The organism is Limnohabitans sp. Hippo3 (assembly GCF_003063665.1).
GTDB lineage: Bacteria > Pseudomonadota > Gammaproteobacteria > Burkholderiales > Burkholderiaceae_C > Limnohabitans_A.
In genome coordinates this window covers 156,877-179,170 of record NZ_NESF01000003.1, presented here as the reverse complement: position 1 = coordinate 179,170, position 22,294 = coordinate 156,877, and the positions used below count along the sequence as shown (strand labels likewise).

The window sequence follows — 22,294 nt, the reverse complement described above, 5'->3', positions numbered from 1 at the left end:
AGTGCCTCTCGCATAAGACCAAGCCCCCAGGGTTTGGCGCAAAAAAGAAGGATGGGTGTGAAAGTTTCCGTGTTTGACCGTGGTTTGGCCTCGCTTGGGCGCCAGCTCGCCTGGCTGGTCTGGCTCGCCCTCATGACGGCCTGCGTGCCCAGCCTGGCGCAGACGGGCGCCCTTTTTTCATCCAAGGCCGCTGTCAGCACGCCTGGCACCGCCGCTTTGTTGGCCAGCGCCAGCCCTGTGGTCAGCACAGAGCAGGTGCGGGCCGAATTGCTGGCGCACGCCCCCCAAGGCATTCAGGCGGGACAAACATTTTGGCTGGGCCTGCAGATCGAGCACCAGCCGCATTGGCACACCTATTGGCAAAACCCGGGCGACTCGGGCTTGCCCACCCGGCTGCAATGGCAGCTGCCCGCAGGTTTGCAGGCGGGTGATATCGCCTGGCCCCTGCCCAAAAAAATCCCGATTGGCACCTTGGCCAACTACGGTTACGAGGGCCGCCTCCTGCTGGCCGTACCGGTCACGATGGCAGCCGGATTCCAGTTCCCGGCCACGGGTGGTTTGCCGATCCAATTGCAAGCCGAGTGGCTGGTGTGCCGCCAGGAATGCATCCCGCAAGAAGGGCGCTTCGCTCTGAACCTGGCCTCTGCCGCGCCACAAAAGGCGCACGCGGCTTTGTTTGAAGCCAGCCAAAAACTCAGCCCCCAGGCCCTGCCTCAACTGCAGCAAGGCGGCAGCTGGATCACCGGGGGACAAACCCAGCTGTCGGAAGACGGCCAGCAACTGAGCTTGCGCGTGCACGGCCTGCCTGCCAGCTGGCGTGGCCAGACGCTCAGCGCCTTCCCCGTCACGGCCAGCGTGGTGCACAACGCGGCCGTACAAGGCAAAGACTGGACGCAAAGCTGGCAAGGCGCGGTCTGGCGTGCGCAAATTCCGGTGTCGCCAGAGCGCGGCGACAGCCCCACGTCGATGCGCTGGGTGATCGCGGCGGGGCCAGAGTCGGCGCCCCAAGCGCCTGCTTTTGACATCGACACCCCCGTGCAAGGCACCTGGCCCGCGCTGACAACAGCTGCGCCCGCCGAGATATCGCCCGCTTTGGCCAAAGCACTGGCCGAGAACGCCCGCGCCACACAAAAGCCAGCGGCCGCCACCACCGCCTTGGGCCTGACGCTGGCCATCCTGGGCGCACTGGTGGGCGGCTTGCTGCTCAACCTCATGCCCTGCGTGTTTCCGGTGCTGGCCATCAAGGTGCTGGGTTTTGCTCAAGGCCACACCTCGCAGACCCCACACCGCGCTGCCGGCATGGCCTACACGGCGGGTGTGGTCATTTCCTTTGTGCTGCTGGGCGGCCTGATGCTCGCCCTGCGGGCTGCGGGCGAGCAACTGGGCTGGGGCTTTCAGCTGCAGTCGCCGCCTGTGGTGGCCGGTTTGGCGCTCTTGTTCACCCTGCTGGGCCTGAACCTGGCGGGTGTTTTTGAATTTGGGCAGATGCTGCCCAGCAGCCTGGCCTCATTGCAAAGCCGCCACCCGACGGTGAACGCTGGTTTGTCGGGCGTGCTGGCCGTGGCCGTGGCGTCGCCCTGCACCGCGCCCTTCATGGGCGCGTCGTTGGGCCTGGCGATCGCGTTGCCCGTTTGGCAAGCGCTGAGCGTGTTTGCCGCCATGGGGGTGGGCATGGCCCTGCCGTATCTGGCAGCCAGCTGGTGGCCGGGCATCGCCCGCGCCCTGCCGCGCCCCGGGCCCTGGATGGCGACTTTCCGTCAGGCCATGGCGTTCCCGATGTTCGCCACCGTTATCTGGTTGCTGTGGGTGCTGGGGCAACAAACCGGCGTTGACGGTGCCAGTGGTTTGCTGGCCTTGCTTCTGACGGTGGCCAGCTTGGTCTGGGCGCTCGGCCTTGCAGGCCGCACCCGCTGGGTCATCAGCGGTCTGTCCCTGGCCACCTTGCTGTGGCTGGGCAGCAGCTGGCTGCCTTTGGCTTTGCGCGAAGCGCCTGCAGCAACAAGCCCAGCCACATCGGGCAACAGCGCCAATGCAGCACCTGGCGCAGCCACCTGGCAGGCCTGGTCCTCCGCAGACATGCAGACCCAACTGGCCGCTGGCCGCCCGGTGTTTGTGGACTTCACCGCCGCTTGGTGCGTGACCTGCCAGTACAACAAGAAAACCACGCTGGCCGATGAACGCGTGTTGGCCGACTTTGCGGCCAGGCAGGTGGTGTTGATGCGCGCCGACTGGACGCGCCGCGACCCGGCCATCACGCAGGCACTCACCGCACTGAGCCGCAGCGGCGTGCCGGTCTATGCGCTGTACGCCCCCGGCCGTGCGCCCGTGCTCTTGTCCGAGCTGCCCAGCGTGGCGGAAATCCAAACCGCCTTGCAAGGGCTTGCTGCCCATTGAGCTGACCTGACTAGCGTCATTTGGGCGCTTGCCTCTGATCGTGAATGTCTGCCGTGGCCGTGCCAGCATTCGGCCGCGGGGGCGGCCTCCCACCAAAAAACAGCCCACACACCAAACCAGGCGGCTTGTCCCCTCATGTGGGCGCTCGCCCGTGCTCGCGAATGAGCCCCGCTTGGGCCTGCCACAATAAGGGCATGAGCTCTCTCGCCCCCCTCCAAAACGACACCTTCCTGCGCGCCTGCCTGCGCCAGGCCACTGACCACACTCCCGTCTGGCTCATGCGCCAAGCTGGACGCTACCTGCCCGAGTACTGCGCCACCCGCGCCAAGGCCGGCAGCTTCATGGGCCTGGCCACCAACGTCGACTACGCCACCGAAGTCACCCTGCAACCACTCGAGCGCTACCCGCTGGACGCCGCCATCCTGTTCAGCGACATCCTCACCGTGCCCGATGCCATGGGCTTGGGCTTGTCTTTTGCCCAGGGCGAAGGCCCACGCTTTGCCAAGAATGTGCGGGGCGAAGCCGCCGTGGCAGAACTCGCCGTGCCCGACATGAACAAGCTGCGCTACGTGTTCGACGCGGTGACCAGCATCCGCAAAGCGCTGAACGGCCGCGTGCCCTTGATCGGCTTTTCCGGCAGCCCCTGGACACTGGCGTGCTACATGGTCGAGGGCGCAGGCTCGGACGACTACCGCCACGTCAAAACCCTGATGTACAGCCGCCCCGATTTGATGCACCGCATTCTGGAAATCAACGCCGACGCCGTGGCCCTGTACCTGAACACGCAAATCGAAGCGGGCGCCCAGGCCGTCATGGTCTTTGACAGCTGGGGCGGCGTGCTGGCCGATGGGGCTTTCCAGCAGTTCAGCCTGGCCTACACCGCCCGGGTGCTGAGCCAGCTCAAAACCGAGCACAACGGCCAGCGCATCCCCAGCATCGTGTTCACCAAGGGCGGCGGCCTGTGGCTGCCCGAGATGGCGGGGCTCAACTGCGACGTGCTGGGCCTGGACTGGACCATGAACCTGGGCCGGGCACGGGCGCTCGTGGGCGGCCAAGTCGGCGGCCCCGGCAAGGCGCTGCAAGGCAACATCGACCCGAACATCCTGTTTGCACCGCCCGCGCAGATCGCGACCGAGGTGCACCGGGTGCTCGACAGCTTTGGCAAGCCGCACACCGACCCCACCCAAACCGGCCCCACCCACATCTTCAACCTGGGCCACGGCATCAGCCAGTACACCCCACCCGAGCATGTGACGGCGCTGGTCGAGGCGGTGCACAGCCATTCGCGAACATTGCGCCAAAACTGAGCAGGGGACGCGCCAAGGTTGAGCCTTTAGCATAAAAAAACAGCGATTCAAGCCCTTTTTTTGCAAAATAAATGGCTTCAGACGCTTGACTTATGCACAAAAGTAAACCTTGGCGTCAAGACCTCTTGTTTGCTGCGCAGCAGCAAATCGGGTATATCACCCACTTCGCAAGTCATTGATTTTATTGGGTTTTTTATCTTGCACATTGGATGTGCAATTTGTTGGAAGGCTTGATTTTCAAGGCTTCCAGCGCATCCCGACCAGGTTTTCAACAAAGTTATCCACAGTTTTTTTGGATCGCCCTCAAAATGCTGAAAAATCAATGACTTACATCTTGTTTCAAGAAATCAGCTAACTTCCAATTCTGGCAATTTCATCCAAAACACTGTGAACAATGTGAGCACCCACCACTGGATCGACGTTGCCGTCCAGACCCCGGCCCACAGCCAGGTGGGGGGTCTGCTGAGCTACCGCAGCCCCTTTGGGCTGCAGCCCGGTCAGCTGGTGCGCGTGCCTTTGGGCCAACGCGAGGTGCTGGGTGTGGTGTGGGCCGTGCGCGATGCCGCGCCCACCGACATGCCCGCCTCGGCCGTGCGCGATGTGTTGAGCGTGCTCGAAGGCCTGGCCCCACTCGATGAGGCTTGGCGGCAATTGGTGCAGTTCTCGGCCCAGTATTACCAGCGCTCGCTGGGCGAGGTGGCCCTGTCGGCCCTGCCGCCCCAGCTGCGCGACCTGACCAGCGAACAACTGGCGCGTCGCCTGAAAAAGCAAAACACCGAACGCACCATACAAACCATACCGGGCCCGGCCCTCTCACCCGAGCAAAGCACCGTGCTGGACCAAATGGCCAAAGGCACTGGGCCGTTTTTGCTGTTTGGCAGCACTGGCAGCGGCAAGACCGAGGTGTATTTGCAAGCGGTAGAGCGCATGCTGACCACCGACCCGCAGGCCCAGGCCCTGCTCATGGTGCCCGAGATCAACCTCACGCCCCAGCTGGAAGAACGGGTACAAGCCCGTTTTGGGACCGAGGCGGTGGTGGCCATGCACAGCGGCATGACGCCCGCCCAGCGCCTCAAAGCCTGGCTGGCTGCGCACGCGGGCCACGCCCGCATCGTGCTGGGCACGCGCATGGCGATTTTTGCGTCCATGCCGCACCTGAAGCTGATCGTGGTCGACGAAGAACACGACCCCAGCTACAAGCAGCAAGAAGGCGCACGCTACTCGGCCCGCGACCTGGCCGTGTACCGGGGACGCCTGCAAAACGCCCAGGTGCTGCTGGCCTCGGCCACGCCATCGCTGGAGAGCTGGCACCACAGCCGCCCGGCCACCGAGGGCGACCCCGGCGGGCGATACCAGCGACTGCTGATGCCCTCCCGCATTGGTACCGGCCTGCTGCCCAAAGTGCGCCGGGTTGACATGAACAAACAACCCCGCCGTACGGTGCTGTCTGCGCCTTTGGTGGCCGCCATCCAGGAGCGGGTGGAGCGCGGTGAGCAATGCATGCTGCTGCTCAACCGCCGCGGCTATGCCCCGGTGCTGCACTGCGCCGACTGCGGCTGGAAAAGCGAATGCAAGCACTGCAGCGCATTCCGGGTGTTTCACAAGATTGACCGCACCCTGCGCTGCCACCACTGCGGCCTGACCGAGCGCGTGCCCCGCGCCTGCCCCGAGTGCGGCAACGCCGACATCGCGCCGATTGGCCGGGGCACCGAACAACTCGAAGAACACCTGGGCGAATTGCTCGCGCATGTGTTGCGCCCCGACGGCACGCCCGTGCGCATCGCCCGCATCGACGCCGACAGCACCCGCCTCAAAGGCGCGCTGGAAAGCCAGCTGGCACAGGTGCATTCGGGCGAAGTGGATGTGCTGGTGGGCACGCAAATGATCGCCAAGGGACACGACTTCAGGCGCATCACGCTGGTGGCCGCTGTGAACCCGGACACGGCGCTGTTTTCAAGCGACTTTCGGGCTCCAGAGCGGCTGTTTGCGCTGCTCATGCAGGCGGCAGGACGCGCCGGGCGCGACGCCGCGCAAAGCGCCACCAGCGAGATGTGGGTGCAGACCTTTCACCCCACGCACCCGCTGTTTGAAGCCCTGAAAAAACACGACTACCCGGCCTTTGCCGCCAGCGAATTGGCCGAGCGCACTGCCGCCGACCTGCCGCCCATCAGCCACCAGGCCCTGCTGCGCGCCGACGCCCGCACCCAGGAAGCCGCCCAAGCCCTGCTGAACGCCGCCCGCGAAACGCTGGAAGCCCAACTGAGCGCCGACCCGGCCACCGCCGACCTGGTCTTGCAGGTCAGCGTTTACCCCGCCGTGCCCATGAGCATGCAGCGTGTGGCCGATGTGGAACGCGCCCAAATGCTGCTGGAGAGCCCCAACCGCATGGCGCTGCAAAAAATGCTGTGGCACCTGCACGGCGTGCTGCATCAGGTGCGCAGCCAACCCGAACACAAAGGCGTGATCCGCTGGCTGGTGGACGTGGACCCGCAGGCGATCTGATCGCCCCTGGCGGCTCAGTTTTTGAAAAACGCCACCGCCCCCGAAAACGTCAAGAACGCCACCGCCGTGGTGACCAAAATGATGCGGGCAATGCGGCCGTTGTCCGCGCCCAGGCGCTCGGCCAACAGCGACACATTGCTGGCGCTGGGCAGGGCAGCCACCAGCACCATCACCTGCAGGGCGAAGGGCTCGATCGGCAGGCCCCACTGGATGGCCGTCAAACCCACCAGCAAAACCAACACCGGGTGCAACACCAATTTGATGAGTGAAATCGGCAGGTAATCGACCGTGCGCAAAGCGCCATGAGGGCGCTCGTGCGCCAGCATTTGCGAGCGGGCCAACACCGCCCCAATGGTGAACAGCGCCACGGGCGACGCTGCATCGGCCAGCAAGCTCACGGTTTTGTTCACCGGACCGATCAACTCCAGGTTCCAGAATGAAAACGCCGCGCCCAGGCTGATAGCCCAGGGCATGGGGTTGCGCAGCACCCCCGCCAACGCCTTGCGGGCCGCCACTGCCGCGCCATGCTGCCCGGCCGCGTCCATGCGCGACAAAGCCACGCACAGCGAAGAGGTGATCACCAGGTCCACCACGATGGTCACGATGGCCGGCCCCACCGCCTGCGCACCCAGCAACGCCACCAGCAAGGGCACGCCCATGAAGCCGGTATTGGGAAAGGCCGCCACCAGCGCACCCAAAGACGCGTCGTTCCAGCGGATGTGCGCATTCAGGCTGATGGCGATGCTGAACGCCACGATCAGCAAGGCACAAAACAAATACGTGAAAAACACCCCGGCATCGAGCAACTGGGCAATCGGCGTGTCGGCCCCAAAGCGGAACAGCATGCAAGGCAGTGCAAAAAACAGCACAAAACCATTCAAACCAGAAATAGCCTCGAGGGGCAAAAACTTCAACCGGGCAGCGCCATAGCCGCACAAGACCAAGGCGAAGAAAGGAAAAGTGACACGCAGGATTTCAAGCATGGGCTGATTGTCGGGGTAAACCAGTAGGGCCCTCGGCCTGCACAGTCGCAGTGCGGACAAAGTTGACCCGCCCAAAGCGGCGTGAACCACGCGCTGCAACTGTGTGACGCGCCCTCTCCCAAGACCTGCCCCGGCCCAAGCCCGCTATGATGGCCCGCTTTGCCCCGATCGCCCCATTCCCCATGTCAGCCGGACTCAACAACGCCCAACTCGAAGCCGTGAACTATGTCTCCGGCCCTTGCCTGGTGCTGGCCGGGGCGGGTTCGGGCAAGACGCGGGTGATCACGCACAAGATCGGCCGCCTGATTGAAGCCGGGCTGGAGCCCAAACGCATCGCCGCCATCACCTTCACCAACAAGGCCGCTGCCGAGATGCGCGAGCGGGCCAAAGATTTGATTGGCAAGGCGGCCAAGGACGTGACGGTCTGCACCTTCCACGCCCTGGGTGTGCGCATCATGCGCGAGGACGGCCATGTGTTGGGCCTGAAACCGCAGTTCAGCATCATGGACGCGGACGATGTGACCAGCATCCTCAAGGATTGCGGCGGCACCACCGACGCCGTCACCGCCCGCCAGTGGCAGTGGACCATCAGCCTGTGGAAAAACATGGGCCTGAACGCCGAGCAGGCCGCGGCCCAAGCGCCAGACGACAACGCCCGGGTGATCGCCCGCATCATGGCGCTGTACGAAGAGCGGCTGACCGCTTACCAAAGCGTGGACTTCGACGACCTGATCGGCATGCCCCTGAAACTGCTGGCCGACTACCCCGAGGTGCGCGAGCGCTGGCAGGCCAAGATGGGCCATGTGCTGGTGGACGAATACCAGGACACCAACGCCACGCAATACGAGGTGCTGAAACACCTGGTGGGGGAGCGGGCGCGCTTCACGGCGGTGGGCGACGACGACCAGTCGATCTACGGCTGGCGCGGCGCGACGCTGGACAACCTCAAACGTCTGCCCGTGGATTTTCCAAATTTGAAGGTCATCAAGCTGGAGCAGAACTACCGCTCCACCAGCGCCATCTTGCGGGCGGCCAACAACGTGATCCAGCCCAACCCCAAGCTGTTCCCCAAAACGCTGTTTTCGGAACTGGGTGAGGGCGAGCCGGTGCGCGTGATCGATGCTGTGAACGAAGAGCACGAAGCCGACCGGGCGATTGCCCGCATCCAGTCGATTCGTGGCGGGCAGATCAACCCCTCCAAACACCGCGAGTTCAAGGACTTTGCCATCCTGTACCGGGCCAACCACATGGCCCGGCCGTTTGAGCAGGCGCTGCGCCGCGCCAACATTCCTTACAAGGTCTCGGGCGGGCAGAGCTTTTTTGACAAGGCCGAGATCAAGGACCTGTGCGCCTGGTTTCGCCTGTGGATCAACAACGACGACGACCCGGCGTTTTTGCGCGCCATCACCAGCCCCAAGCGCGGCATCGGCCACCAGACGCTGGGTCAGCTGGGCACTTTTGCCACGCAGTACAAACTGAGCCTGTTCGAGGCCCTGTTTGCGGGCAGCCTGCCCAGCGCCGTGAACGCCCGCGCCGTGGCCGGCTTGCACGAATTTGGCCGCTACATCAACGACCTGGAACACCGTGCGCGCCAGACCCTGGGCAAAGAGGCGGCGCTGGCGTTTCTGCTGGAGTGGCTCCAAGAGATTGGTTATGAGTCGCACCTGTACGACGGCGAGGACAACGAAAAAGTGGCCTCGGCCCGCTGGACCAATGTGCTGGAGTTTTGCGACTGGATGGCCGGGCGCTGCGGTGGCGAGATCGAAGACGCCACCGGAACTGAAACCACCGAAACCAAGAACCTGCTGGAGGTGGCGCAGACCATCTCGCTGATCTCCACCCTGAGCGAGCGCGAGAAAGACCAGAACGTGGTGACCCTGTCGACTCTGCACGCCTCCAAGGGTCTGGAATGGCCGCATGTGGTGCTGGTCGGTGTGAACGAAGGCCTGCTGCCCTTCAAACTGGGCGACGACGACACCACCGAAGGGGCCAGCCAGGAGGGCATCTTGCTGCGACTGCAGGAAGAGCGTCGCCTGATGTACGTGGGCATCACACGCGCCCAGCGCAGCCTGGCTGTCAGCTGGACCAAACGCCGCAAAAAAGGCCGCGAAACCGTGGCCGCCCTGCCCAGCCGCTTCATTGCCGAAATGCGGCTGGATGAAAAGACCACCCAAGAAGACCCACGCGAAAAACTCAAGGCGCTGCGGGCCGAATTTGCCCAACGCGCAGCAGTCTCTGCAGCGGCGGCAGCGCAAGCCAAAGCATGAACCGAACACACGCCTTTTTGAACCGATGCGCCCCAGCCGCCTGGCTGTGCGGCCTGCTGGCCCTGACCCTGACCATGAGTGCCTGCCAGGGGCTGCCCACACGCACGGGCTGCCCCAGTGCCCAGGACATGAGCCCTGACATGCTGCACGGCACCTGGACCGTACAGATCACAGGTGAACCCCTGGGGACTTTGACCTTGGGCCCCCACCCTGAACACGTGGGCAGTTTGCGGGGCGAATGGATCACCGCAACGGCGTCGAAACCCCGCGCGGTGGTGGCCGACCTGGACGACGGCGAGTTCACCCTGGAAGAGACCCACGACGGCCAACGAATCGCCGCCACCTGGCTGGGCAACCTGCCCCAAGCGGCTTGTGGGCGTCAAATTCAGGGCCAAAGAACGACAGCCGGTCAGGACACCCGCCCCTTCGTATTGACCCGCCAGCCCTGACCCCCAGCCCCCGCTGGTGAATTGGCCTGCGCCGTCCAAAGGCCACTGTTTTCTCACGCAAAATACAGACCTCCACTCTCAGGGCCTTTGACCAGATGAACGCGTCCACTTACCTTCAAGCACCGCCGAAGCGAAAGCTGCTCGGTCTGGCTGGGGTGGTGGTTCTGCATGCCTTGTTGTTTTGGGCCGTCCAGGCGGGCTTAACGCGCACCGTCATTCAAAAGATGCCCAACGTGGTGCAAGCGCTGTTGCTGGAAGAAAAGAAACCCGAGCTGGCAACGCCACCCTCGCCCCAGCCGCCGCCACCTGCGCCGTCCAAACCCCCACCGCCCCAGACCCCACCGCCCCAGACCCCGCCGCCCGCGTATGTGCCGCCTGCCGTGACGCCCCCCGTGGCCGCCCCGGCCAACGCCATCGCCGCGGTCAGCCCCACACCGTCCCCCGCCGTGCCCTCCCCGTTGGCAGCACCCTCGGCAACGCCCGCCACCAACCCCGCACCCGCTGCGCGTGCGCCTGTGCGCACGGCGGCCGGGGTCAACATGGCCCAATGCGACAAGCCCGAATACCCCAGCGCCTCCAGGCGCATGGAAGAAGAAGGCACGGTGACCGTGCGTTTCCTGGTCGGGGCCGATGGCAAGGTCATCCAGTCCGAGATCGAAAAAAGCTCGGGCTTCAAACGCCTGGACGAAGCGGCCCGTGCCGGTCTGTCCAAATGCCAATTCAAGCCAGCCATGGTCGATGGCAAGGCCGAACAAGCCTGGGCCAGCATCAAATACACCTGGCGGCTGGAGTGATGACGCCCTCACCGCCCGCCACCCTGAACACCACCCCATGACACAGCACCAAGGAAATTTCAACATGTTCAACGCCCTGAGACACCGCCTGCTGGGTGCCGTTTTGTGCGCCAGCTTGTTCATGACCGGCCACAGCGTGGCAGCGCCCGACGCCAGCCCCGCCAACGTCACGACCAGCAGCACGACCTCCGCCGTCGCCAGCCTGGCACCCGCCGAGGCCGGCTCGGTCCAGGACAACCCCTATGGCCTGGGTGCCCTGTGGGCGCAGGGAGATGCAGTGGCCAAGGGCACCTTGCTGATTCTGGTGCTCATGAGCATGGGCAGCTGGTATGTGATCTTCACCAAGTTCACCGAACAATCCAAGCTGCACCGATTTGCCAAAACCGCGCAAGCGAACTTCTGGGCGGCGGGCTCTGTGCGGCAAGCGGCCGAGGCTTTGGAAGCAGACAGCCCCTTCCGCTTCATCGCCGAAAAAGGCCTGGAGGGTGCCAGCAAACACCCAGGCCTGCTGGGCAATGTGGACTTCAACACCTGGGTCACGATGGCACTGCAGCGGGCCATGGGCACGGTGCAAAACCGCCTGCAAAACGGCCTGGCCGTGCTGGCCACCGTGGGCTCTACTGCGCCTTTTGTCGGCTTGTTCGGCACGGTTTGGGGCATCTACCACGCCCTGGTCAAGATCGGCATGTCGGGCCAGGCCAGCATCGACAAGGTGGCGGGCCCCGTGGGCGAGGCGCTGATCATGACCGCCATTGGCCTGGCTGTGGCCGTGCCCGCCGTGCTGGGCTACAACTGGCTGGTGCGCCGCAACAAAGCGGCGATGGATGAAGTCAACGCCTTCGGTGCCGACCTGCACGCCGTGCTGCTGGCCTCAGGCCAAAAATAATGGGCATGAACCTCGGCCCCACGCTGGGCAATCAGGACGATGACGAGGTCATCGGCACCATCAACACCACGCCCTTGGTGGACGTGATGCTGGTGCTCTTGATCATTTTTCTGATCACCATCCCGGTGGTGACCACCTCGATCAAGGTGGAGCTGCCCAAAGAACAGAACGTGGTGCGCGAGGCCAAACCCGACACCGTGATCATCTCGGTCAACCAGGCAGGGCAAATCTACCTCTACGACACGCCCGTCAAAACGCCTGGCGAGCTGGTCGAACGCTTGAAAAAGTTTGGCGCCATGAAGCCGCAGCCCGATGTGCAAATCCGGGGCGATGCGCAAAGCGCTTTCGAATCGGTGGGGCGCGTCATGTACGCGGTGCAACGCGCGGGCATCACCCAGGTCGGCTTCATCACCGACCCGGCCCGCTGACCCCCTTAGGACACCACCATGGCCATGAATCTGGGCACCAGCCACAGCGACGAACCGGACGTGATGATGGACATCAACACCACGCCCCTGATCGACGTGATGTTGGTGTTGATCATCATGCTGATCATCACCATCCCGGCGCAGTTGCACGCGGTCAACTTGGACATGCCTGTGGCCGCTGCTGCGGCGAAAAAGCAAGATCCGGTGGTGATCCGGCTGGACATCGACGCTGACGCCAGCCTGCGCTGGAACGGTCAGCTGCTGGGCGACCGACAAGCCTTGGAGACCCGCCTCGCCGAAGCGGCCGCCGTGCAGCCGCAACCGGAGCTGCACATCCGCTCACATGCCCAAGCCAAATACGAAGCCACCGCAGCGGTGCTGGCCAGTGCCCAGCGGCTGGGCTTGACCAAGCTGGGCATCGTCGGCACCGAACGCTTCGCCAGCCCGTAACCGGCACACCAGAAGCTGGCAGCGCCGCTCACCCGCCATGGATGCCCGATCGAGTGGGGCATGACCACGCTGGATGTCACGCCCAAAGAAAAAAGCCGCTCGAGAGCGGCTTTTCAAGGGGAGAGAACCCGGATCAGTCGGCGTACTTGCCAGCCGCGTCAACCGCGGCCTTGATCTTGATCATCTCGGCGGCCACAAACTTCTTGTGCTCTTCAGGCTCGACACGCTTGTCGGTCACCACCAAAGCGCCCAGGCCTTCGTTCTTCTTGATGAATTCGGGGTCTTTCAGCGCTTTCTTCAAAGCGTCGTTCAGGGTCTTGGTGATCGCTGCGGGCGTGCCTTTGGGGGCATACAAACCATGCCAGATGGTCAAGTTGAAACCCTTCAAACCCATTTCCTGCAAGCTGGGGTAATGCTTGAGCACAGGGTGACTGGCCAGGGGCTTGGCGGTGGTGACCGCAAAAGCCTTGACGCGACCGCCTTCGATCTGGCTGGTGGTGTTGGTGGTCTGGTCACACATGACATCGACCTGGCCACCGATCAAGGCGGTCATGGCGGGCGCGGTGCCGCCAAACGGGATGGTGGTCATTGCGTCTTTGGTCTGCAGATTGGATTGCCACAGCAACCCACAGATGTGCGAGGCGGAACCCAGACCTGCGTGGGCGATGTTCAACTTGCCCGCATTGGCGCGGATGTAGTTCTCGAAATCGCGGTAAGTGTTGGCGGGCAGCTGTGGTTTGCCGATCAAGGTCATGGGCACGTCATTGACCATGCCCAAAAACTCGAAGTCTTCCAGCGGCTTGTAGGCAATCTTGCGGTACAGGGCGGGTGTGGCGGCCATGCCGATGTGGAACAGCAACAGCGTGTGGCCATCGGGATTGGCTTTGGCCACCTTGGTGGCACCAATCGTGCCGCCTGCACCCGCGGCGTTTTCGACCACGAAGTTGCTGCCGGGAATCTGCTTGCGCATGGCTTCGGCCAAGTCGCGTGCCACCCGGTCTGTCGGGCCACCTGCGGTGAACGGCACCACGATTGAGACAGGTTTGTTACCGGGGAAAGTCTGGGCCTGAACACCCACAGACACAGCGGCCAAAGCGGCCAGAGCGATCCATTGCTTCATCTAACACTCCTGAAATTGACTGTACAGTTTAAAACTTCAAGAGTGTCACGAAATCGCGGAAACTACTTAGCGGCTAACCCTTGTATGACCTTGATTTCATTAAGGAATTGGGCCGCCCGCGGCCACAACATGGCGTTGCCAAAACCCTGAAAACAGGGGCTCACTGGTAACTGCGAGCGTCTTCGATCACTTTGCCATCGTTGGCCAGGCTGCCGGACTGGACCAGATGCACCTCGCCACGGAGTTTGGTGACATCACGCACCGCTTCAGAAACCCGGGCCTTAAGCGCCTCATCGCTCAGGTGATCGGTCTCGACATGCAAAGCCATCTGGTCGTTGGCCATCTCACCGGTCACCACCAGGCGGGCCTTGCGCACCTCGGGGAAGCGCTTGACGATTTCGGCCACCTGACCGGGGTGCACAAACATGCCCCGGATCTTGGTGGTCTGGTCGGCGCGGCCCATCCAGCCTTTGATGCGCAAACCCGTGCGGCCCGTGGGGCAGGTGCCGGGCAAGATGGCCGACAGGTCGCCTGTGCCAAAACGGATCATGGGGTAATCGGGGTTAAGGACTGTGACGACCACTTCACCTACTTCACCATCAGGCACAGGGTCCCCTGTGCCAGGACGCACGATCTCGACGATCACGCCTTCGTCCAGCACCAGGCCTTCACGCGAAGCGGTTTCATAGGCAATCAAACCCACATCGGCCGTGGCATAGCACTGAAAAACAGCCACACCCCGCTGTGTAAACCAGTCGCGCAAAGATGGCGGGCAAGCTTCACCTGACACCAACGCTTTGGTAAAAGACAACTTGTGACCAGATTCTTGGGCTTTTTCAAGCAAAATTTTTAAAAAACTAGGGGTACCGGCATAAGCGACCGGACGCAAATCAGCTACGGCAGCAAGCTGTTGTTCCGTGTTACCAACACCTCCGGGAAACACCGCACAGCCGAGAGCATGGGCTCCGCTCTCCATGATCCATGCACCTGGCGTCAGGTGGTAACTGAAACAGTTGTGAACCAAGTCACCAGCTTCAAAACCAGCCGCCTTCATGGCACGCGCTGCACGCCAATAATCAGACGCATGTCCCTCAGGCTCATAAATCGGACCAGGAGACTGATAAATGCGGCGCACACCATTCGGACGAATCATGCCTTTCCAACCAATCGTCGAAAAACCGCCCAATGGATCCTTATCACGCAAAGCATGCTGTCGTTCGAGTAACTGGTGTTTGCGCAAAACTGGTAAGCGTGCCAACGCAACCCGGCTATTGATTTGGGTCCCATCCACATCACGGAGCAACTCTGCAAAGGCTGGTGCATGTGCCTTGGCGTTTGCAATCTGAGCAGGCAAAGCTGACATCAGAGCCACCTCACGCTCTTGTGGTGTGCGTGTTTCTAACGTATCAAAGTGCTGCGACATGTGTGAAATTTCTGGGTACTTCGGGGAAAACAAATCAGGCAAAGATCAAGCCAACCAACGCTTGCGGCGCTTGTAGCTCTTGACGTCTTTGAAACTCTTGCGCTCGCCGCCGCCCATACCCAGGTAAAACTCTTTCACATCCTCGTTGGTGCGCAGGTCTTCAGCCGCGCCGTCCATCACGATACGCCCCGACTCCATGATGTAGCCGTAGTCGGCGTATTTCAGGGCCATGTTGGTGTTCTGCTCTGCGATCAGGAAAGTGACTTTTTCCTTGTCGTTCAAGTCTTTCACGATGTTGAACACCTCTTCCACGATCTGTGGGGCCAGACCCATCGAAGGTTCATCGAGCAACACCACACTGGGGTTGGTCATGAGGGCGCGGCCAATGGCACACATTTGCTGCTCGCCACCCGAAGTGTAGGCCGCTTGCGAAGTGCGGCGGGTTTTGAGGCGTGGGAAGTAGGTGTAGACCTTGTCCAGATTGGCCGCGATTTCGCCCTTGTCGGTGCGGGTGTAACTGCCGGTCATCAGGTTTTCTTCGATGGTCAGGTGGGCGAAGCAGTGACGGCCTTCCATCACCTGCACCACACCCCGGTTGACCAGGTCGGCAGGCGAGAGGTTTTCGATCCGCTCGCCATGCAATTCAATGGAGCCCTTGGTCACTTCCCCCCGTTCGCCCTTGAGCAAGTTGGAGATGGCCCGCAGCGTGGTGGTCTTACCCGCGCCGTTGCCGCCCAGCAAAGCCACGATGCCTTGCTCGGGCACCTGCAAGGACACGCCCTTGAGAACCAGGATGACGTGGTTGTAGATGACTTCGATGCCATTGACGTTCAGAACAATTTTTTTGTCGCTCATGGACTTTGCCTTTTCTTTACTCTGGGGTTCAAGCCAAATGAAACCGCTGCACGCAAAGGTTTCATTTGGCAGCTGCCGGTAGCGCAAGCCACCGAGCAACTGCAGCCCGCCACTTGCGCAGCGGGCTGTTCACCGATCAGGACTGGCAATCCGCAGGAGTGCGGCGTGTCAGCTTCTTTTCAGAGGCATACTTATCAGCGGAAGCTTTGACCATAGGCTTGATGATCTGTTCATCCGCCTGCAGCCAATCCGAGGCCCAAACGAATTTGCTGCCATCCCAAGTGTGAACCCGAGCCCAAGCAGATCCCATGTGATCAGCACAGGATGTGGAAACGGGACGCATGACACCCTTGAAGCCCAAGGCATCCAGCTTGGCCTGCGTCAAATTGAGGTTTTCATAACCCCAGCGCGCTTGCTCCGGAGAAACCCACTTGCCCTTACCGTACTTTTCTTGTGCTTGACGGACGCCTTCGACAGCCAGCATCGCGCCAACGACGCCACGCATGTACAGCACCTCGCCCACTTCAGCCCTAGGACCCGTACCTTGGCCTTTGTCGTGCACTTTTGCCAGGATTTCCTTGACTACATCAGACTGAGGCTCGGCACCGTGCTGCATCATCACGGCGTTGTAGCCTTTAGCAGCAGCACCGATATCCTTGATATCTGGTTCAGCACCAGACCACCATGTACCAAACATCTTTTCCCGGGGATAGCCTGTTGCAATGGCTTCCTTGATCGATGTGGCGGTCATAACACCCCATGTTTGCAGCATCACGTAATCAGGGCGCTGTTGACGAATTTGAAGCCAAATGGCTTTTTGCTCAACCCCCGGAGCAGGTATGGGCAACAACTGAAGGGTAAAGCCGTGGGTGGCTGCTCGCTCTTGCACAATCGGCAACAACTCCTTACCGAAGGGGCTGTCGTGATAACCGACTGCAATTTTCTTACCTTTAAGCTTGTCCCAACCACCAGCCTGTTTGGCAATGTGTTGCAACAGAACGTCTCCTGCAACCCAGTAGTGACCAATCAATGGAAAGTTCCATTTGAAGACCCCACCATCTGCTGAATCGCTGCGGCCGTAGCCCGATGTAATCATCGGAATCTTGTCCCCTGGAATCTTTTCTGTGAGCGCAAATGTGATACCTGTAGACAGCGGCTGGAAGACCGTAGCACCGCCATGCTTGCCCTTCAAGCGCTCGTAGCACTCAACGCCACGATCCGTGGCATAGGCGGTTTCGCACTCCTCGACAAGCGTCTGAACACCGTTGATACCTCCACGCAGATTCACCAACTTCATGTAATCGGCATACCCGTTCGCAAATGGGGTTGCGTTGGGTGCAACAGGGCCTGTGCGCCCTGTCAAGCTTGGGAAAAACTGCACTTTTGATTGCGCCATAACAGCGGTACTGGTAACCACTGCAGACAACCCTGCACATGCCAGAGTGGCCAGCAAAGCTAATTTTTTGAGTTTCATGAAACTGTCTCCTTCGTTTGTGAGTAAAAAAATCAATGGGCCCATCAGTCAAGCTTGATCACTGTGCCTGCATGACTGAGACCAGTCTGCGTCGGCAAAGGACAGTCACTCAGTGCGGGAAAGGCCATAACCGCAACTTCTGTTTGGTAATGCTCCAGAGCTTGGCCAAACCGTGAGGCTCAGCAATCAAAAACCAGACAATCAATGCACCAAAAATCATGTATTCGGCATGCGATACGGCTGCCGTAGAAATCTCAATCCCAACTACAGCACCTAAAGCTGGCAAGAATTGGTTCAGAAAAATCGGCAAGATAACGATGAACGCTGCACCGAAAAAACTACCCATGATGGAGCCCATGCCACCGATGATGACCATGAACAAAAGTTGAAAGGACCTATCGATGGAGAAGGCAGCGGGCTCCCAAGAACCCAAGTGGACAAAGCCCCACAAACCACCTGCGACTCCCACGATAAAAGAGCTGACAGCAAAGGCGCTGAGCTTGGCATACACCGGACGAATACCAATCACTGATGCTGCAACGTCCATGTCACGGATGGCCATCCACTCGCGACCAATCGCAGAGCGAACCAAATTTTTGGATAGCAAACCAAACACGACCAGAAATACCAAGCAAAAAAGATATTTTTCAACAGGCGTATCAATCAACCAGCCCATAACCTGCAAATCAGAAACGGCGACTGAGCCAGAAGAGCTGTTATTCGTGAACCAGCTTATGCGGCTGAAGGCCCAGTCGCAAAAAAATTGCGCTGCCAATGTGGCCACAGCCAAATACAAACCCTTGACTCGCAAGCTGGGAATACCAAAAAAGATGCCCACCACAGTAGCAAAGAAGCCCCCTGCAAGGAGCGCCACAATCAGCGGCATACCTTCTATCCGCACATAGGTGTTGTAGGCCATGTAAGCGCCCACAGCCATGAAAGCGCCCGAGCCAAGCGAAATCTGACCGCAATAACCAACCAGGATGTTCACCCCCAAAGCTGCCAATGAGAGTATGAGGAAAGGAACCAAAATAGCCCGGAACATGTATTCATCGGCAATGAAGGGCACGCCAATGAACGCAAAGGCAATGAGCGCCAGGATGGCCCAGCGGTCTTGCGCAATCGCGAAGATCTGCTGGTCGCTGCGGTAAGAAGTCTTGAATTGACCGTTTTCTCTGTAAAACATGTTTTTCTCTCCTTACACGCGGTCGATGATTTTTTCGCCGAACAGGCCTTGCGGACGGAACAGCAAGAACACCAGCGCCAACACATAAGCAAACCAGATTTCGATGCCGCCGCCCACATAGGGGCCGAGGTACACCTCGGACAGCTTCTCACCCACACCGATGATCAGCCCACCGATGATGGCGCCGGGCACCGAGGTCAGGCCACCCAAAATGATGACCGGCAAGGCCCGCAAAGCCACGGTTGTCAAAGAGAACTGAACTCCGAGCTTTGACCCCCAAATGATGCCGGCAACCAATGCTGTAATTCCAGCCACGAACCAGACAATCACCCAAATGCGGTTGAGTGGGATACCAATCGACTGTGCTGCTTGGTGATCATCGGCCACAGCACGGAGGGCGCGGCCAGTACTGGTTTTCTGGAAGAAAAGTGACAGCACAACCACCAGCAACGCTGCGATACAAGCTGCATACACATCTTCCAAGCTGATCAAAACGCCGCCATCAAAAATCGATTCCAAAAGGAAGACAGGCTCTTTGGGCATGCCTACATCGATTTGATAAATGGCGCTTCCGAAAATCGTTTGACCCAGACCGTCCAGGAAATAGGTGATGCCCAGCGTGGCCATCAGCAAAGTCACGCCCTCCTGGTTGACCAGATGGCGCAAAACGAAGCGCTCAATCAACCAAGCCAGCACGAACATGATGGCGGCCGACAACACGAAGGCAATCAGGTTGCCCAGAAACTTGTCTTCGATGCCCAGCCAGCCGGGAATCCATTCGGAAAACCGCGCCATGGCCAATGCCGCGAACAAGACCATCGCGCCTTGCGCAAAGTTGAACACGCCTGAGGCCTTGAAAATCAAAACAAAGCCCAGCGCCACCAACGCATAAAGCATGCCAGCCATGAGGCCGCCAAAAAGAGCTTCCAGAAAAAATGCCATGTCTTTTTCTCCTTAGTGGCTGGTGCCCAGATAGGCACTGATCACTTCTTCGTTGTTGCGCACTTCTTCGGGGGTTCCGTCGCCAATCTTCTTGCCGTAGTCCAGCACCACCACGCGGTCCGAGATGTCCATCACCACGCCCATGTCGTGCTCGATCAACACCACCGTGGTGCCGAACTCGTCGTTCACGTCCAGGATGAAGCGGCACATGTCCTGCTTTTCTTCCAGGTTCATGCCAGCCATGGGCTCGTCGAGCAGCAGCACTTGCGGCTCCATGGCCAGGGCACGGCCCAAGTCCACCCGCTTTTGCAGGCCATAAGGCAACTGGCCCACGGCCGTCTTGCGGAAGGCTTGGATTTCCAGGAAGTCGATGATGTGCTCGACTTTTTCGCGGTGTGCCTCTTCCTCGCGCTGGGCCGGGCCCACGCGCAACGCCTGCAGGAACAGGTTGCTTTTAATCTTGAGGTTGCGGCCCGACATGATGTTGTCGATCACGCTCATGCCTTTGAACAGCGCCAGGTTCTGGAAGGTGCGGGCAATGCCCATCTCGGCCACCTGGCGGCTGTTCATGTGGTCAAAGGTCTGGCCACGGAAAGTGATGCTGCCCTCTTGGGGTGTGTAGACCCCGTTGATGCAGTTGAGCATCGAGCTCTTGCCCGCGCCGTTAGGGCCGATGATGGCGCGCACTTCATGCTCGCGCACGTTGAACGAGATGTCGGTCAGCGCCTTCACGCCGCCGAAACGCAAACTGATGTTGTTGACGTCGAGGATGACGTCGCCGATTTTTTTGGTCATGCTGCTGCCTTCACGGGTGTGAATGTTTTGGCGTCGGAAATCTTGAGCGTGGCGCTGACGCTGCCGGTACGGCCGTCTTCGAACTTCACCACCGTCTCGATGAATTGCTCGGTTTTGCCGCCATACAGGCCATCGACCAGCGGTTTGTATTTGTCGGCAATGAAGCCACGGCGGACCTTGTTCGTGCGTGTCAATTCGCCATCGTCGGCGTCCAGCTCCTTGTGCAAGACCAGGAAACGCGAAACCTGGCTGCCCGCGAGCAAAGCGTCTTCGGCCAGGTCGGCGTTGACTTTTTCCACGCACTCCTTGATCAACTCATACACCTCGGGCTTTTGGGCCAAGTCGGTGTATCCGGCATAAGGCAGGTTGCGGCGCTCGGCCCAGTTGCCCACCGCGTCAAAGTCGATGTTGACCATCACGCAGACTTTCTCGCGCTGGTCGCCGTAGGCCACAACCTCTTTGATGTGCGGGAAAAACTTGAGTTTGTTCTCAACGTACTTGGGTGCGAACATGGCGCCGTCGTTGGCACCGCCCTGGATGCGGCCCACGTCTTTGACGCGATCGATGATCTTGAGGTGGCCATGGCTGTCGATGAAGCCTGCGTCGCTGGTGTGGTACCAGCCGTCCGGCGTGAGCACTTCGTCGGTGGCTTTCTGGTTTTTGTAATAGCCCTTGAGCAAGCCGGGCGACTTGACCAGGATTTCGCCGTTGTCTGCCACCTTGATCTCCACGCCTTTGCACGGCACACCCACAGTGTCGGCACGGGCCTGGTTGTCAGGCTGCAGGCAGACGAACACAGCGGTTTCGGTCGAGCCATACAGCTGCTTGATGTTCACACCGATCGAGCGGAAGAAGGTGAACAAATCCGGACCAATCGCCTCGCCTGCGGTGTAGGCCACGCGCACGCGGCTGAAACCCATGTTGTTGCGCAAGGGGCCATACACCATGAGGTTGCCCAGGCTGTACACCAAACGGTCCATCAGACCGACCGACTGGCCATCCATCAAAGCGGGACCGACTTTCTTGGCCACGCCCATGAAGTAGTGAAACAGCTTGCGCTTGAAGTTGCCCGCATCTTCCATGCGGATCATCACGCTGGTGAGCATGCCCTCGAACACGCGTGGCGGCGCGAAGTAGTAGGTGGGGCCAATCTCTTTGAGGTCGATGGTCACGGTAGCCCCCGACTCGGGGCAGTTGACCACGTAGCCACACACCAACCACTGCGCGTAGCTGAAGATGTTCTGGCCGATCCAGGCAGGTGGCATGTAGGCCAGCACGTCTTCAGCGTTGGTCAACTTGTCAAACTCAGCGCCCGCTTCGGCGCGGTCGATCAAGGAGCTGTGCGTGTGCACCACGCCTTTGGGGTTGCCCGTGGTGCCCGAGGTGAAGAACATCGCGGCCACATCGGTGTATTGGGCTTTTTCGACTTCTTCAGAGAAAAACTGGGAGTGCTGCTTGGCGAACACCGCGCCTGCAGCGATCAGCTCTTCGAGCGAACCGAGGCCATCTTCAGTGTACTTGCGCAGGCCGCGTGGGTCGTCGTAATAAATGTGGGTCAGCTGCGGGCACTGCTCGCGCACTTCCAGCATCTTGTCGACCTGCTCCTGGTCTTCCACCACGGCAAAGCGCACTTCGGCGTTGGTGATGGGGAACACGCATTCGGCAGCCGCTGCATCCTGGTACAGCGGCACAGGGATCGCACCCAACGACTGGGCGGCCAGCATGGTGGCGTAAAGCCGAGGCCGGTTGGCCCCCACCACGATCAGGTGCTCACCGCGCTGCAGGCCTGCCTGGTGCAGACCGCAGGCGATGGACTCGACCAGCTGGGACAAGGCCGCCCACGAGGTGGCCTGCCAAATGCCATATTCTTTTTCTCGCAGGGCGGGCGCGGTGGGGCGCTCGGCAGCGTGTTTGAGCATCAAACGGGGAAACGTTGTTTGCATGACCTGACCTGTCTCCAAAAACGGTGCATCGAATGCAATGCGACTGAACTGGGGCGGATCGTAGGCACTCATTTGACGCCAAGTTGTCGTTTGGAC

At 60.7% G+C, this 22,294-nt stretch carries 18 protein-coding genes; 9 read left to right on the top strand and 9 right to left on the bottom strand.

Going from position 1 to position 22,294, the window contains the following annotated elements; genetic code table 11:
• Positions 1–51: 51 nt before the first annotated feature.
• From B9Z34_RS06650 to priA, 3 genes are all read left to right on the top strand, one after another.
• Positions 52–2,394 carry a protein-disulfide reductase DsbD family protein gene (locus tag B9Z34_RS06650; RefSeq protein ID WP_369907612.1) on the top strand — a complete coding sequence of 781 codons (2,343 nt, stop codon included), beginning with the start codon at positions 52–54 and terminating at the stop codon, positions 2,392–2,394.
• Between the two features lie 194 nt (positions 2,395–2,588).
• Positions 2,589–3,701, top strand: a complete 1,113-nt coding sequence (gene hemE, locus B9Z34_RS06645; protein ID WP_108427369.1) for a uroporphyrinogen decarboxylase — start codon at positions 2,589–2,591, stop codon at positions 3,699–3,701.
• Positions 3,702–4,097: 396 nt separating this feature from the next.
• Positions 4,098–6,203, top strand: a complete 2,106-nt coding sequence (priA, locus tag B9Z34_RS06640) for a primosomal protein N' (protein ID WP_108427368.1) — start codon at positions 4,098–4,100, stop codon at positions 6,201–6,203.
• A 14-nt stretch (positions 6,204–6,217) separates the two neighbouring features.
• Here priA and B9Z34_RS06635 read toward each other — a convergent pair whose 3' ends face one another.
• Positions 6,218–7,186: an AEC family transporter gene (locus tag B9Z34_RS06635; protein ID WP_108427321.1), complete on the bottom strand. Its 969-nt coding sequence runs from the start codon at positions 7,184–7,186 to the stop codon at positions 6,218–6,220.
• Between the two features lie 182 nt (positions 7,187–7,368).
• Here B9Z34_RS06635 and B9Z34_RS06630 point away from each other — a divergent pair, with 182 nt between their 5' ends.
• From B9Z34_RS06630 to B9Z34_RS06605, 6 genes are all read left to right on the top strand, one after another.
• Positions 7,369–9,453, top strand: coding sequence for an ATP-dependent helicase (locus tag B9Z34_RS06630; RefSeq protein WP_108427320.1), 2,085 nt, complete (start codon positions 7,369–7,371; stop codon positions 9,451–9,453).
• Positions 9,450–9,902 (top strand): hypothetical protein, encoded by a 453-nt coding sequence (locus B9Z34_RS06625; RefSeq protein ID WP_108427319.1) that lies wholly within the window; start codon positions 9,450–9,452, stop codon positions 9,900–9,902. Before B9Z34_RS06630 ends, B9Z34_RS06625 begins: the two co-directional genes overlap by 4 nt.
• A gap of 95 nt (positions 9,903–9,997) precedes the next feature.
• Positions 9,998–10,696 (top strand): energy transducer TonB, encoded by a 699-nt coding sequence (locus tag B9Z34_RS14790; RefSeq protein ID WP_108427318.1) that lies wholly within the window; start codon positions 9,998–10,000, stop codon positions 10,694–10,696.
• A gap of 64 nt (positions 10,697–10,760) precedes the next feature.
• Positions 10,761–11,582, top strand: a complete 822-nt coding sequence (locus B9Z34_RS06615; protein ID WP_108427317.1) for a MotA/TolQ/ExbB proton channel family protein — start codon at positions 10,761–10,763, stop codon at positions 11,580–11,582.
• Positions 11,582–12,010: a biopolymer transporter ExbD gene (locus B9Z34_RS06610; protein WP_108427316.1), complete on the top strand. Its 429-nt coding sequence runs from the start codon at positions 11,582–11,584 to the stop codon at positions 12,008–12,010. Before B9Z34_RS06615 ends, B9Z34_RS06610 begins: the two co-directional genes overlap by 1 nt.
• 18 nt (positions 12,011–12,028) lie before the next feature.
• A complete protein-coding gene (locus B9Z34_RS06605) occupies positions 12,029–12,460 on the top strand; it encodes a biopolymer transporter ExbD (protein WP_108427315.1) in 432 nt (143 codons plus the stop codon).
• A 133-nt stretch (positions 12,461–12,593) separates the two neighbouring features.
• Here the strand turns inward: B9Z34_RS06605 and B9Z34_RS06600 are convergent, their stop codons facing one another.
• From B9Z34_RS06600 to B9Z34_RS06565, 8 genes are all read right to left on the bottom strand, one after another.
• Positions 12,594–13,580 (bottom strand): tripartite tricarboxylate transporter substrate-binding protein, encoded by a 987-nt coding sequence (locus B9Z34_RS06600; RefSeq protein ID WP_108427314.1) that lies wholly within the window; start codon positions 13,578–13,580, stop codon positions 12,594–12,596.
• 160 nt (positions 13,581–13,740) lie between these two features.
• Positions 13,741–15,003, bottom strand: a complete 1,263-nt coding sequence (locus B9Z34_RS06595) for a phenylacetate--CoA ligase family protein (RefSeq protein WP_108427313.1) — start codon at positions 15,001–15,003, stop codon at positions 13,741–13,743.
• 45 nt (positions 15,004–15,048) lie between these two features.
• Positions 15,049–15,858 (bottom strand): ABC transporter ATP-binding protein, encoded by an 810-nt coding sequence (locus B9Z34_RS06590; protein WP_108427312.1) that lies wholly within the window; start codon positions 15,856–15,858, stop codon positions 15,049–15,051.
• Positions 15,859–15,994: 136 nt separating this feature from the next.
• Entirely contained in the window at positions 15,995–17,332 is a 1,338-nt protein-coding gene (locus tag B9Z34_RS06585) for an ABC transporter substrate-binding protein (protein WP_108427311.1), read from the bottom strand.
• Between the two features lie 109 nt (positions 17,333–17,441).
• Positions 17,442–18,518 carry a branched-chain amino acid ABC transporter permease gene (locus tag B9Z34_RS06580; protein ID WP_108427310.1) on the bottom strand — a complete coding sequence of 359 codons (1,077 nt, stop codon included), beginning with the start codon at positions 18,516–18,518 and terminating at the stop codon, positions 17,442–17,444.
• 12 nt (positions 18,519–18,530) lie between these two features.
• The gene (locus B9Z34_RS06575; protein ID WP_108427309.1) at positions 18,531–19,460 is read right to left on the bottom strand and encodes a branched-chain amino acid ABC transporter permease; all 930 of its coding nucleotides are present in this window, start codon (positions 19,458–19,460) and stop codon (positions 18,531–18,533) included.
• A 12-nt stretch (positions 19,461–19,472) separates the two neighbouring features.
• The gene (locus tag B9Z34_RS06570) at positions 19,473–20,255 is read right to left on the bottom strand and encodes an ABC transporter ATP-binding protein (protein ID WP_108427308.1); all 783 of its coding nucleotides are present in this window, start codon (positions 20,253–20,255) and stop codon (positions 19,473–19,475) included.
• Positions 20,252–22,198, bottom strand: a complete 1,947-nt coding sequence (locus B9Z34_RS06565) for a long-chain fatty acid--CoA ligase (protein ID WP_108427367.1) — start codon at positions 22,196–22,198, stop codon at positions 20,252–20,254. Before B9Z34_RS06565 ends, B9Z34_RS06570 begins: the two co-directional genes overlap by 4 nt.
• Positions 22,199–22,294 lie beyond the last annotated feature (96 nt).

Bases quoted from the DNA above. Each gene is read 5' to 3' on its own strand.
- B9Z34_RS06650 (WP_369907612.1), top strand. From the start codon at position 52: ATGGGTGTGAAAGTTTCCGTGTTTGACCGTGGTTTGGCCTCGCTTGGG.
- hemE (WP_108427369.1), top strand. From the start codon at position 2,589: ATGAGCTCTCTCGCCCCCCTCCAAAACGACACCTTCCTGCGCGCCTGC.
- B9Z34_RS06635 (WP_108427321.1), bottom strand. From the start codon at position 7,186: ATGCTTGAAATCCTGCGTGTCACTTTTCCTTTCTTCGCCTTGGTCTTG.
- B9Z34_RS06630 (WP_108427320.1), top strand. From the start codon at position 7,369: ATGTCAGCCGGACTCAACAACGCCCAACTCGAAGCCGTGAACTATGTC.
- B9Z34_RS06625 (WP_108427319.1), top strand. From the start codon at position 9,450: ATGAACCGAACACACGCCTTTTTGAACCGATGCGCCCCAGCCGCCTGG.
- B9Z34_RS14790 (WP_108427318.1), top strand. From the start codon at position 9,998: ATGAACGCGTCCACTTACCTTCAAGCACCGCCGAAGCGAAAGCTGCTC.
- B9Z34_RS06615 (WP_108427317.1), top strand. From the start codon at position 10,761: ATGTTCAACGCCCTGAGACACCGCCTGCTGGGTGCCGTTTTGTGCGCC.
- B9Z34_RS06610 (WP_108427316.1), top strand. From the start codon at position 11,582: ATGGGCATGAACCTCGGCCCCACGCTGGGCAATCAGGACGATGACGAG.
- B9Z34_RS06605 (WP_108427315.1), top strand. From the start codon at position 12,029: ATGGCCATGAATCTGGGCACCAGCCACAGCGACGAACCGGACGTGATG.
- B9Z34_RS06600 (WP_108427314.1), bottom strand. From the start codon at position 13,580: ATGAAGCAATGGATCGCTCTGGCCGCTTTGGCCGCTGTGTCTGTGGGT.
- B9Z34_RS06595 (WP_108427313.1), bottom strand. From the start codon at position 15,003: ATGTCGCAGCACTTTGATACGTTAGAAACACGCACACCACAAGAGCGT.
- B9Z34_RS06590 (WP_108427312.1), bottom strand. From the start codon at position 15,858: ATGAGCGACAAAAAAATTGTTCTGAACGTCAATGGCATCGAAGTCATC.
- B9Z34_RS06585 (WP_108427311.1), bottom strand. From the start codon at position 17,332: ATGAAACTCAAAAAATTAGCTTTGCTGGCCACTCTGGCATGTGCAGGG.
- B9Z34_RS06580 (WP_108427310.1), bottom strand. From the start codon at position 18,518: ATGTTTTACAGAGAAAACGGTCAATTCAAGACTTCTTACCGCAGCGAC.
- B9Z34_RS06575 (WP_108427309.1), bottom strand. From the start codon at position 19,460: ATGGCATTTTTTCTGGAAGCTCTTTTTGGCGGCCTCATGGCTGGCATG.
- B9Z34_RS06570 (WP_108427308.1), bottom strand. From the start codon at position 20,255: ATGACCAAAAAAATCGGCGACGTCATCCTCGACGTCAACAACATCAGT.
- B9Z34_RS06565 (WP_108427367.1), bottom strand. From the start codon at position 22,198: ATGCAAACAACGTTTCCCCGTTTGATGCTCAAACACGCTGCCGAGCGC.